This window comes from Pseudomonas sp. 1121_17 (genome assembly GCF_052850745.1).
The window spans coordinates 217,257-229,081 of the sequence record NZ_VXCX01000009.1 but is presented as its reverse complement, the minus strand read 5'-3'; the positions used below and the strand labels follow the sequence as shown (position 1 = coordinate 229,081).

Annotated in this window: 12 protein-coding genes; 6 read left to right on the top strand and 6 right to left on the bottom strand. The window is 61.4% G+C overall.

Annotation, left to right across the window (positions count from 1 at the left end; genetic code table 11):
• Positions 1 to 134: 134 nt before the first annotated feature.
• Positions 135 to 1,661, bottom strand: coding sequence for a MocR-like pyridoxine biosynthesis transcription factor PdxR (pdxR, locus tag FW789_RS17595; RefSeq protein WP_446431800.1), 1,527 nt, complete (start codon positions 1,659 to 1,661; stop codon positions 135 to 137).
• Positions 1,662 to 1,750: 89 nt separating this feature from the next.
• On the opposite strand from pdxR, the gene FW789_RS17590 reads away from it, so the two are divergent.
• Genes FW789_RS17590 through FW789_RS17580 form a run of 3 tightly spaced genes read left to right on the top strand, consistent with a single transcriptional unit; the run spans position 1,751 to position 3,527 of the window.
• On the top strand, positions 1,751 to 2,380 hold the full coding sequence (locus tag FW789_RS17590; RefSeq protein WP_186700313.1) for an FMN-binding negative transcriptional regulator: 630 nt from the start codon (positions 1,751 to 1,753) through the stop codon (positions 2,378 to 2,380).
• A gap of 11 nt (positions 2,381 to 2,391) precedes the next feature.
• A complete protein-coding gene (locus FW789_RS17585; protein WP_446431799.1) occupies positions 2,392 to 2,838 on the top strand; it encodes an N-acetyltransferase family protein in 447 nt (148 codons plus the stop codon).
• Between the two features lie 14 nt (positions 2,839 to 2,852).
• The gene (locus FW789_RS17580) at positions 2,853 to 3,527 is read left to right on the top strand and encodes a GNAT family N-acetyltransferase (RefSeq protein WP_103435524.1); all 675 of its coding nucleotides are present in this window, start codon (positions 2,853 to 2,855) and stop codon (positions 3,525 to 3,527) included.
• 1 nt (position 3,528) lies between these two features.
• On the opposite strand, the gene FW789_RS17575 is transcribed toward FW789_RS17580, so the two are convergent.
• A complete protein-coding gene (locus tag FW789_RS17575) occupies positions 3,529 to 4,428 on the bottom strand; it encodes a homocysteine S-methyltransferase family protein (protein WP_446431798.1) in 900 nt (299 codons plus the stop codon).
• Between the two features lie 107 nt (positions 4,429 to 4,535).
• Here FW789_RS17575 and FW789_RS17570 point away from each other — a divergent pair, with 107 nt between their 5' ends.
• Both FW789_RS17570 and FW789_RS17565 read left to right on the top strand, forming a co-directional pair.
• Positions 4,536 to 5,354: an ABC transporter substrate-binding protein gene (locus FW789_RS17570; protein ID WP_101322830.1), complete on the top strand. Its 819-nt coding sequence runs from the start codon at positions 4,536 to 4,538 to the stop codon at positions 5,352 to 5,354.
• On the top strand, positions 5,351 to 6,169 hold the full coding sequence (locus FW789_RS17565) for an amino acid ABC transporter permease (RefSeq protein ID WP_101322829.1): 819 nt from the start codon (positions 5,351 to 5,353) through the stop codon (positions 6,167 to 6,169). The genes FW789_RS17570 and FW789_RS17565 overlap by 4 nt, the downstream gene beginning before the upstream one ends.
• 68 nt (positions 6,170 to 6,237) lie before the next feature.
• Here FW789_RS17565 and oadA read toward each other — a convergent pair whose 3' ends face one another.
• Positions 6,238 to 8,046 carry a sodium-extruding oxaloacetate decarboxylase subunit alpha gene (oadA, locus tag FW789_RS17560; protein ID WP_101322828.1) on the bottom strand — a complete coding sequence of 603 codons (1,809 nt, stop codon included), beginning with the start codon at positions 8,044 to 8,046 and terminating at the stop codon, positions 6,238 to 6,240.
• 11 nt (positions 8,047 to 8,057) lie between these two features.
• Entirely contained in the window at positions 8,058 to 9,473 is a 1,416-nt protein-coding gene (locus tag FW789_RS17555) for an acetyl-CoA carboxylase biotin carboxylase subunit (protein ID WP_101322827.1), read from the bottom strand.
• Positions 9,474 to 9,674: 201 nt separating this feature from the next.
• Between FW789_RS17555 and FW789_RS17550 the strand changes: the two genes are divergently transcribed.
• Positions 9,675 to 10,622: a LysR family transcriptional regulator gene (locus FW789_RS17550; protein ID WP_181003831.1), complete on the top strand. Its 948-nt coding sequence runs from the start codon at positions 9,675 to 9,677 to the stop codon at positions 10,620 to 10,622.
• Here FW789_RS17550 and FW789_RS17545 read toward each other — a convergent pair.
• Both FW789_RS17545 and hexR read right to left on the bottom strand, forming a co-directional pair.
• On the bottom strand, positions 10,564 to 10,782 hold the full coding sequence (locus FW789_RS17545; RefSeq protein ID WP_101322825.1) for a PA3496 family putative envelope integrity protein: 219 nt from the start codon (positions 10,780 to 10,782) through the stop codon (positions 10,564 to 10,566). The two genes, FW789_RS17550 and FW789_RS17545, sit on opposite strands and share 59 nt — an antisense overlap.
• An 84-nt stretch (positions 10,783 to 10,866) precedes the next feature.
• Positions 10,867 to 11,733 carry a transcriptional regulator HexR gene (hexR, locus tag FW789_RS17540; protein WP_101322824.1) on the bottom strand — a complete coding sequence of 289 codons (867 nt, stop codon included), beginning with the start codon at positions 11,731 to 11,733 and terminating at the stop codon, positions 10,867 to 10,869.
• Between the last annotated feature and the right edge of the window lie 92 nt (positions 11,734 to 11,825).

The following is an 11,825-nucleotide window of genomic DNA, read 5'->3' as shown; positions in this document are numbered from 1 at the left end:
CGATGTAAGCGGCGAAGCTGAAAAATTGGGGCCGCTCCGCGACCCTTTCGCGACACAAGGCCGCTCCTACAAGGGCTTGCGTGCACTCTCTAGCAGGCTGTTGAGGCTCGCATAGCGGATCCGCGATTCGGCTACTAGCGCCAGGCCTTGCGCAGGCGCATCACGGCGTCTGCAATCTGCGCTTCCGGGACTGCGGCAAAGCCGAGCACCAGCCCTGCGCGGTTATCCACAGGTTCATCGCTGTCTGCCAGCCAATAGCCGCTCAGCGGATTAACCTCTACCCCCGCCGCCTCCGCCAATACCACCAGCTCCTGCTCTCGGGCGAAGTTATCCACAGGCACCATCACGTGCAGTCCTGCCGCCACTTCCGGCATGGTACCCAAGCCCGCAACGGTGGTCGGCCAACCGGCCTTGAGCACATCGCGCCGGCTCAGTGCCGCCCGCCGCATGCGCCGGATATGGCGCTGGAAATGCCCCAACGCCATGAACTGCGCCATTACCGACTGCGTACCTACCTCCGAATGACGCACCGCCAGCGCACGGGCCTGGCTGAAGGGCTCGACCAAGCTCTGCGGCAACACCAGATACCCCAACCGCAAGGCTGGGAAGGCAATCTTGCCAAAGGTGCCTACGTACAACACACGCCCCTGCTGATCCAGCGCAGCCAAGGGCGCCAGCGGTGCGCCGCTGTAGCGGTACTCGCCGTCGTAATCGTCCTCGATGATCCAACCGTCGCTGCGCTCGGCCCAGGCCAGCAATTGCAGGCGCCGGGCGAGGCTCATGGTGACGCCGGTGGGGTATTGATGAGCCGGCGTGACATAGGCCACGCGGCAATCCAGTAGCTGCTCGAGCCTGGCGCAATCCAGGCCCTCGGCATCCACTGGAACTCCCTTGACCTGACCGCCCGCAATGGCAAAGGCGTGCCCTGCCGCCCGGTAGCCAGGGTTTTCCACAGCTACGGCCTGGCCAGGCTGCACCAGCAGCTGTGCACAAAGGGTTATCGCCTGCTGTGCACCACTGGTGATCACTATTTGCCCAGCCGTGCAGCTGATGCCCCTTGATTGGCGCAGGTAAGCGGCGATCAGTTCGCGCAGCTGCAGTTCCCCAGCCGGGTCACCATAGCCAAGCCGAGCTGGATCGGGATTACGCCAGAAACCCGCATGCAGCTTGGCCCAGACGTCGAAAGGGAACAGATCGAACGCGGGCACGCCGACCCGAAACGCACGGGGAGGACCATTGCGGGGCATGGGCAGATGATGATTTTTCAGACGATCCAGCGGCACGCTGGAAGACGCATTGCTGGATAAATCCTCAGTGCTTTTATGCACAATTGTGGATAAACCTGTTGATAACCCAGGGTATAACCCTGTGGATACTTCTGTGGACAGTTTTGGCAGACGGCTGACATAAGTGCCATCTCCTACCCGAGTTTCAATGTATCCCTCGGCGTACAACTGGTCGTAGGCGCGCATCACGCTATTGCGCGACAGCGCCAGCACCTTGGCCAGATCGCGGCTGGCCGGGAGCCGGGTGCCACTGCTCAGACGCCCATCCAGCACCCTCGCGCGCAACGCCTGATACAACTGCAGGCTGAGACCCCGACCACGGTCGAGCACGATTCCGGCCGGGTCGAACGGCAGTGCAAGCGGCTGATCACGCATGGCATTGGACCTATGAAAACAGTCAGTAATGGCTCTTAACCTGAGCCAATAGCCTGCCTAGGATAGAGCCATTGCACAAGGATCCCGCCATGTACAACAGCAAACCCCATCAAGAACATGATCTACAGCGCTTGCAGCAACAAATGCGGGAAACCCGCCTGGCTGTACTCGTCACCCACGGCGAACAGGGTTTGCTTGCCAGCCATATCCCGGTGCTGATCGACACCGGCGAAGGTGAGTACGGCACGGTTTATGGCCACCTGGCCCGGGCCAACCGCCAGTGGCAGGAGTTGCAACAAGGCAGCGAAGCACTGCTGGTGTTTGCCGGCGCCGATGCTTATGTCAGCCCAAGCTTCTATCCAAGCAAAGCCGCCACGCACAAGGTAGTGCCGACCTGGAACTACCTGGCCGTGCATGCCTACGGCAGCGCTGAAGTGATCGAGGATAGCGCCGCCCTGCTCGACATCGTCAGCCGCCTGACCGACCGCCACGAACAAGGCCGCGACACGCCCTGGCAGGTCAGCGATGCGCCAAGCGACTACATCGAAGGCATGTTGCGCGCCATCGTCGGTTTTCGCTTGCCGATTACCCGCATACAGGGCGCACGCAAGCTTAGCCAGAACCGCTCCGCCGAAGATGTCGCAGGCGTGCGCAACGGCCTGGCCAGCAGCAGCGACCCGCAAGACAACCAACTCGCCGCGCAGATGCGGCCACTGTGAAGGAATCACCCATGCCAGCCGTTATTATCCGCCCCGTCACAGCCGACGACCACGCTGCCTGGCTGCCACTGTGGCAGGCCTATCTGCGCTTTTATGAAACCGCGCTGGCCGACGAAGTCAGTGCGGTAACCTGGCAGCGCCAACTCGATCCTCAGCAGCCCACCCACTCGGCGCTGGCCTGGGTCGATGGCAAGGCAGTGGGCATGGTCAACTGGATCTATCATCGTACCAACTGGAGCGTCAGCGACGCCTGCTACCTGCAAGATCTCTACGTCGACGGCAGCCAGCGCGGCCTGGGTATCGGCCGCCAGCTGATCGAGCATGTGCACAGTACCGCCAAGGCTGTCGGTTGCTGCAAGGTCTATTGGATGACCCACGAGACCAATGCCACTGCCATCAAGCTGTACGAACAGGTGGCCGAACGCCCAGGCTTTATCCAATTCCGGCAAACGCTGTAAGACAGGAGCCGTAGATGAGTCAGCCAAGTAACTGGAAACCCGCGACAGCTCCGCAAGCCGAGCCGATCGAGGGCCGCTTCATCCGCCTGGAAAAGCTCGACCCGGCTCGCCACGGCGATGACTTGTGGGATGTGCTGCAGGGCCCCGAGGCAGATCCGACGCTGTGGGATTACCTGCCTTACGGCCCGTTCAGCGAGCGAGCGAGCTTTGATCGCTGGCTGGACGGCAACGCGGCCAGCCGCGACCCGCTGTTCTATAGCGTCATCGACCGCGCCAGTGGCCAGGTACAGGGCATTCTCAGTTTGATGTCGATCGTGCCGGACCACGGCCGCATCGAGATCGGCCACATCGCCTTTGCTGGCGCGATGCAGCGCACGCCCAAAGGTAGCGAGGCGGTCTATCTGCTCGGCAAGCTGGGTTTCGCCCTGGGCAACCGTCGCCTGGAATGGAAGTGCAACAACGCCAATGCCCGCTCCAAGCGCGCGGCGGAGCGTTTCGGTTTTGTCTTTGAAGGGGTGTTCCGCCAGCACATGGTGATCAAGGGCCAGAACCGCGACACGGCCTGGTACTCGATCACCGATGACGAATGGCCCACCGTTGCGGCAGGCTTTGAGCGTTGGCTGAGTGCCGACAACCAGCGCCCAGAAGGTCAAGCGCAGACGCTGGAAGCCTGTCGCAACCCGAGCTGAATCAGCTCAGGTTGTTTTTCAGCTCGGCGATATGCTCCGGACCGATGCCGCAGCAACCGCCGAGCAGGCTTGCACCGCGCTGACGCCAGTCCTGCGCCCAGCTCAGGTAGCCCGGTGGGTCGAGATCATCGCGCAGCTCGTCGAGGCCGTCGTTGGCGGTGGCATCCTTGGGCTGCGGCGGGAAGGCGTTGGCGTAGGCACCGATGGCAATATCAGCGCCCAGGCGCTCGAATACCGCACGGGCGGCGTCGACGGCGGCGCCGATCACTTCTGGCTGGCTGCAGTTGAACAGCAGCGCCGCCACGCCCAGCTCCGCGACCGCTTCGGCGGCCTGGGTCACGGTCTCACCGGAACGCAGGGTCGGCACGTCACCGACGTCTTCATCCTGCAACGTGAACGACACCCACAGCGGCTTGCCGTCCGCCGGCAGCTGCCGGGCAATCGACTGTACTTCGATGATCGCGCTTTGCGTTTCGGCCAACCACAGGTCGACATACGGCGCTAGGCCGACTACCAGCGGTAACAGCACTTCGCTGACGCGCTCTGGCTCGTACAAGTCCGGGCGATACGAGCCGAACAGCGGCGGCAACGAACCAGCTACCTTCACCGCACGCTCGCTGGCATCGGCAGCCGTGCGCGCCAGCTGACCAGCAGTGGCGGCCAGAGCAAAGCCTTCATTGGCGAAGCGCTCTTCACCAATGTGGAATGGCACTACCGCATAACTGTTGCTGGTAATCACCCCAGCACCGGCCTCGATGTAGGCAGTGTGCACGGCGATCACTGCTTCTGGCGCCTCGCTCAAGGCCAGTGCAGACCACTCTGGCTGGCGGAACGGCGCGCCACGGCGCTGCAGCTCCCGACCCATACCGCCATCAAGAATTTCCAACGCTCGCTCGGCCATATAACTTCCGCTTATATTGATATGAATATTATTCACTAGTGATGTAAAACTTATAACTATTAAATAACCATCAGCGTTTTTTTAACAACCTTTTTGCAGGTGTCCTTATGCGTTTACCTTCCTTGCTTTGCGCGGGCCTGCTGGCCTTGAGCGCTACCTCTGCCTTTGCCGGTGCCACCCTGGACCGCGTCGAGTCGCGCAAGGAAGTCGTCAACGTATTGATGGAGAGCTATCCGCCGTTCTCTTTCTTGAATGACCAGAACCAGCTCGACGGTTTTGACGTCGACGTCGCCAAGGCGGTCGCACAGAAACTTGGGGTCAAGCTGCGCCTGGAAACACCGTCCTGGGATGTAATCGCCGCCGGCCGCTGGAGCGGTCGCTATGACCTGTGCATCTGCTCGATGACGCCGAGCAAGGCCCGCGCTGAAGTGTTCGACTTCCCGGTTGAATACTACGCCTCGCCGGCGGTGATCGTGGTCAATGCCAAGGATGATCGCATTCATTCAGCCAAGGACCTCGAAGGGCGCAAGGTCGGCCTGACCAGCGCCTCCAGCTACGAGAGCTACCTGAACAAGAACCTGGTGATCGAGGGCGCCGAAGAGCAAAAGCTGGAGTACCCGTTCGAGTTCGTCCAGATTGCCCCGTATGACACCGACAACGTCGCTTTCCAGGACCTCGGCCTGGGTGCCGGCGTACGCCTGGATGCAATCCTCACCAACCTGGTGACCGCGCAACCGCGTCTGAATCAGGACAAGCGCTTCAAGCTGGCCGGCGCGCCACTGTATGAAGAGCCCAACTCGGTGGCCATCGAAAAAGGCGACCCGGAGTGGGACGCCAAGGTGCGTCAGGTGTTTGCCGAGCTGAAAGCCGATGGCACGCTGGCCAAGCTGTCACAGAAATGGATCGGCGCTGACATCAGTAAATGAACGCTCATCAACCCGCTCCCAAGCCGGTAGGTAAAACCGCCTTGCGCCTGTTCGGCTTTCGCACACGGCTGTACCTGACGTGGCTGGTGTTGCTGCTGCTGTTTGTCGGCTTCTTTCTCAGCTTTGACCTGAATTTCGCGATCATCGTCGACAAGTTCCCCAATCTGGCGGGCTTCAAGCTGGGCCCGAACGGCTTCCTGCAGGGCGCGGCGCTGACGTTGTTCCTGTGCCTGTGCTCGATGCTGGTGTCGGTGCTGTTGGGCTTTGCCGCAGCGCTGGCGCGACTGTCGCCAAGCGCGGTGCTGTTTGGCGTAGCCAGCTTCTACACGTCGTTCTTCCGCGGCACGCCGTTGCTGATCCAGATTCTGCTGATCTACCTCGGCCTGCCGCAGTTGGGGCTGGTGCCGGGGGCGATTGCTGCGGGGATCATCGCCCTGTCGCTGAACTATGGTGCTTACCTGAGCGAGATCTTCCGCGCCGGGATCATCGGCGTAGCGCTCGGCCAACGCCAGGCGGCACTCGCTCTGGGCATGCGTCCGGCAGCGATCTTCTGGCATATCACCTTGCCGCAGGCGATGCGCACGATCATCCCGCCGAGCGCCAACCAGTTCATCTCGATGCTCAAGGATTCGTCGCTGATTTCGGTGATGGGGGTTTGGGAAGTGATGTTTCTGGCGCAGTCGTATGGGCGTTCCAGCTACCGGTACCTGGAAATGCTGACGACGGCGGCGGTGATCTATTGGGTGCTGTCGATCATGCTGGAACTGGTGCAGGCGCGGCTTGAGCGCTACTTCGGCAAAGGCTATCAGCGCTGAAAGTGGATAAAAAAAGGGGAGCTATCCGCTCCCCAATGAGGTTAACCGCTTGTAGATGAAGGCCTTGCTCAGCCCTCGATCTCGATCAGAATCTCGCCTGGTGTAACCCGGTCGCCCTTGGCAACATGGATGGCCACAACCTTGCCGGCGATAGGCGCCTGCACTTCGGTCTCCATCTTCATCGCCTCGGTAATCAGCACCGCCTGGCCGGCCTTGACCACATCGCCTTCCTTGACCAGCACATCGACGATGTTGCCCGGCATGCTGGTGCTGACATGGCCCGGCCCGCTGGCCTGCTTGCGCTTGCTGCCGCCACCGCCAACGAAATCGTTGAGCGGCTCGAATACCACTTCCTCCGGCATGCCGTCGATCGACAGGTAGAAGTGACGCTTGCCCTCGGCCTTGACGCCGACACCGGTGATGTCGACACGATAGGTCTCGCCGTGTACGTCGATGACGAACTCGGTAGGCACGCCTTCGCCGCCAGGGGCAGCCACTGCGCCAGCCTCAGGGATTGGCAGGAGCACTTCAGGAGTCAGGGTGCCGGCCGCGCGCTCTTCGAGGAACTTACGCCCGATGTCCGGGAACATGGCAAAGGTCAGCACGTCTTCTTCGCTTTGTGCCAGGGCACCAATGTCGGCACGCAGCTTGGTCATCTCGGGCTTGAGCAGGTCGGCCGGGCGTACATCGATGACTTCTTCGCTACCGATGGCCTGGCGGCGCAGCTGTTCGTTGACCACACCCGGAGCCTTGCCGTAGCCGCCTTGCAGGTACAGTTTGACCTCATTGGTAATGGTCTTGTAGCGCTCGCCGGCGAGCACGTTGAAAAACGCCTGAGTACCGACGATCTGCGAGGTCGGGGTCACCAGCGGTGGGAAGCCGAGGTCTTCACGAACCCGCGGGATCTCTGCCAGCACTTCGTTCATGCGGTTGAGGGCGCCCTGCTCCTTGAGCTGGTTGGCCAGGTTGGAAATCATCCCGCCAGGGACCTGGTTGACCTGCACACGGGTGTCGACCGCGGTGAATTCGCTCTCGAACTGGTGGTACTTCTTGCGCACGGCATAGAAGTACAAGCCGATTTCCTGCAGCAGTTGCAGGTCCAGGCCAGTGTCGAACTCGCTGCCCTTGAGCGCAGCGACCATCGACTCGGTACCCGGATGGCTGGTGCCCCAGGCGAAGCTGGAGATCGCCGTGTCGATATGGTCGGCGCCGTTTTCCACAGCCTTGAGCTGGCACATCGCGGCCAGGCCAGCGGTGTCATGGGAGTGGATGAATACCGGCAGCGACTGCTCGGCCTTGAGCGCCTTGACCAGCTCGCCAGTAGCGAACGGCGTCAGCAGGCCGGCCATGTCCTTGATCGCGACCGAGTCGCAACCCATGGCTTCCATCTGCTTGGCCTGGGCCACGAAGGCGTCGATGGTGTGCACCGGGCTGACGGTGTAGGCAATGGTGCCCTGCGCATGCTTGCCGGCAGCCTTGACCGCTTCGATTGCCACGCGCAGGTTACGCACGTCGTTCATGGCGTCGAAGATACGGAACACGTCGATGCCGTTGACCGCTGCCTTGGCCACGAAGGCCTTGACCACGTCATCACTGTAATGACGATAGCCGAGCAGGTTCTGCCCGCGCAGCAGCATCTGCAGGCGGGTGTTGGGCAATGCCGCTCGCAGCTGGCGCAGGCGCTCCCACGGGTCTTCCTTGAGGAAGCGCACGCAGGCGTCGAAGGTTGCGCCGCCCCACACTTCCAGTGACCAGTAGCCAACCTTGTCGAGCTTTTCGCAGATCGGCAGCATGTCTTCGGTACGCATGCGCGTGGCCAGCAGGGACTGGTGGGCGTCGCGCAGGATTGTGTCGGTTACGTGGATTTTCTTGGACATTGTTGTATTCCTCACAGGCCTGCGTGGGCGGCGATGGCGGCGGCGATGGCCAGGGCCAGCTCTTCGGGTTTGCGCTTGATCGAGTAGTTGGTCAGTTCAGGGTGGCTTTCAACGAAGCTGGTATTGAACTGGCCGCTACGGAATTCCGGGTTACGCAGGATTTCCTGGTAGTACGCGGCGGTGGTTTTCACCCCCTGCAGGCGCATGTCGTCCAGGGCGCGCAGGCCGCGGTCCATGGCTTCTTCCCAGGTCAGTGCCCAGACCACCAGCTTCAGGCACATCGAGTCGTAGTACGGCGGGATGGTGTAGCCGGTGTAGATCGCCGTATCGGTGCGCACGCCCGGGCCGCCCGGGGCGTAGTAACGGGTGATCTTGCCAAAGCTTGGCAGGAAGTTGTTTTTCGGGTCTTCGGCGTTGATCCGGAACTGCAACGCGTAGCCGCGGTGCTGGATGTCTTCCTGCTTGACCGACAGCGGCAGGCCGGAGGCGATGCGGATCTGCTCGCGGACCACATCGATACCGGTGATTTCTTCGGTAATGGTGTGTTCGACCTGGACCCGGGTGTTCATCTCCATGAAGTACACCTCGCCATCAGCGAGCAGAAACTCCACGGTTCCGGCGTTCTCGTAATCCACCGCCTTGGCCGCGCGCACCGCCAGATCGCCAATGTAGGCGCGTTGCTCCGGGGTCAGCTGCGGGCTGGGGGCGATTTCGATGAGCTTCTGGTTGCGGCGCTGGATCGAGCAGTCACGCTCGAACAGGTGCACCACATTGCCAAAGCTGTCGCCAAGGATCTGCGCCTCGATGTGCTTGGGGTTGACGATGCACTTTTCCAGGAATACTTCAGCCGAGCCGAAGGCCTTGGTGGCTTCGGAGATCACCCGGGGAAAGGCCTGCTCGAGCTCTTCGCGGCTGTTGCAGCGACGGATACCACGGCCGCCACCACCGGAGGTTGCCTTGAGCATGACCGGGTAGCCAATGCGCTCACCTTCGTTGAGCGCCTCGTGGATATCCGCCACGTTACCCTCGGTGCCGGGGGTGACCGGGACACCGGCCTGGATCATGGTCCGGCGCGCTTCGGTCTTGTCGCCCATGCGCCGAATCACATCCGCCGAGGGGCCAATGAACTTGATCCCACGCTCGGCGCAGATCTCTGCCAGCTCAGCGTTCTCGGAGAGAAAACCATAGCCAGGATGCAGTGCATCACAACCGGTCTCGACCGCCAGGTTGACCAGCTTGCGCGGGTTCAGGTAGCCAGCCAGTGGCTCGGCACCGATGCTGTGAGCCTCATCTGCACGCTTGACGTGCAGCGCATGCCGGTCGGCGTCGGAATAGATCGCCACCGAACGAATGCCCATTTCAGCGCAGGCACGCACGATCCGAACTGCAATTTCACCCCGGTTGGCGATCAGGATTTTTTTTATCACTGGATTCTTCCCAAAGCCGTTGGAACATACGAGCCGGTTCTACCGCTCGGCGCGGCCAGACGCTGCTGGCCAGTCGCACATTCACCCTAGCGCCAGCGCACGATAAACAAAAATCAATATTTGTTAGGGGCAGCATTAGCAAAAGCTTATAGTTCGGTAACAAGGTTTTGCCAAACGGTGGGGAAAATGCGTAAGTCATTGATGCGTATGACATTGCGTCAGCTGCAGATCTTCAATGAGGTGTGCGATTTGCGCTCTTACAGCCGCGCTGCCGAAGAGATGTCGTTGACGCAACCCGCCGTAAGTCTACAGATCCGCCAGCTGGAAGAGCTGGTTGGCCAGCCATTGTTCGAGTATGTCGGCAAGAAGCTGTACCTGACCGAAGCCGCCGAGGCGTTGCAGCGCGCCAGCCGCGACATCTTCGGCCGCCTGGAAAACCTCGACATGCAACTGTCGGACATGCAGGGCTCGCTGCAAGGGCAGCTGAAACTGGCCGTCGAGTCCAGCGCCAAGTACTTCGTGCCGCACTTGTTCGCGGCCTTCAAGGAGCGTCACCCCGAGGTCAACCTGACCCTCACCGTGGTCAACCGGGCGCAGGTGATCCGGCGCCTGTCGGATAACCGCGACGACTTGATCATCATGTCGATGGTGCCGCAGGACATGGGCCTTGAGTTTCTGCCGTTTCTGAACAACCCGATCGTTGCCGTGGCGCCGCCGGATCACCCGCTGTGCAAGCTCGACACGCTGCGCCTGCAAGACCTGGAGCCGCATACGCTGCTGATCCGCGAGCAGGGCTCAGGCACGCGCAAAGCCTGCGAAGAATACTTCAAGGACAAGCGCGTGCACTTCACCCAGACCCTCGAGGTAGCCTCGGCAGAAGCGCAGCGCGAGTGCGTTAGCGCCGGCCTCGGCATTGCCCTGCTGACCCGCCATGCGCTGCGCCTGGAACTGGCCACTGGCAGGCTCAAGGAGCTGCCAGTGGAAGAGCTGCCGCTGTACCGCAGCTGGTGTGTAGTGCAGGCCAAAGCCAAGCGTCAGTCGCCGGTTGCCCTAGCGTTTCTAGCGTTCATCCGCAGCGAACGTGCGTTGATCAGTGGGCTTGTGGAGCGTTTTTCGGCGACGCCCCCGGCAGTACCTGCCACACCGTGATATCCCTCAGTTCGGAATAATCGGCGATTTCGCGCAGCAGTTGCCGTTGCTCTGAGTAGCTTTCGATCGCCCGGCGGAATTCCATCCGGCGCTGATCCTTCTGCTGTTGTTTGCGCGCTTTGGCGTTGGGTTGAAACGAGCCATCGAAGTCACGAGTCATGCCTGTCTCCCTGAGCGAGTGCGGGGAGCTTCAGACTGACCGGGCTGGTTTACCGTGAGGTGACAGCTCGATTAACTTTTCTGGTCAGTCGTCCATGGCCTTGATCGACTTGGGCGACAGACGCAGGCTGCGCAAGCTGCGCTTGACGCTCTTGAGGTGGTTGACCAGGCTCGGCCCGCGCGCCATGGCCACGCCCATGGCCAGCACGTCGATCACCACCAGGTGGGCAATCCGCGAGGTCAGCGGGGTGTAGATCTCGGTGTCTTCGTGCACGTCGATGGCCAGATTGACTGTGGATAACTCGGCCAACGGTGTCTGGCTTGGGCACAGGGTGATCAGGTTAGCGCCGCTTTCACGGACCAGATTGGCCGTGATCAGCAAGTCCTTGGAGCGCCCCGACTGCGAGATGCACACCGCCACGTCACCGGGCTTGAGGGTTACCGCCGACATCGCCTGCATGTGCGGGTCGGAATACGCCGCCGCGCTGAGCAGCAGGCGGAAGAACTTGTGCTGGGCGTCGGCCGCGACCGCGCCAGATGCTCCAAAGCCGTAGAACTCAACCCGCTGGGCCTGGGCCATGGCTGCCACAGCACGCTGCAAGGCCTCCGGATCGAGCTGCTCGCGCACCTCCATCAGGGTATGCAGGGTGGTGTCGAAAATCTTCAGGCTGTAGTCGGCAACCGAGTCGTCTTCGTGGATCGCGAACTGACCAAAACTGGCACCAGCAGCCAGGCTCTGCGCCAGTTTCAGCTTCAGATCCTGAAACCCTGAACAGCCAATCGCCCGGCAAAACCTCACTATGGTCGGCTCGCTGATACCGACGTTGTGGGCAAGGTCGGCCATCGAGCTGTGCATGACGGCAGCGGGGTCCAGCAGCACATGGTCGGCTACTTTCAGTTCCGATTTACGCAGCAAGTGGCGCGATTGGGCGATATGGTGCAACAGATTCACGGGCTGGACTCGGTTATGATCGACTGGCCGGGGATGTAGCTTTCTTGTAGTTATACTACATGACCGGCAAAGCGCCCAGTTAAACGAACGTG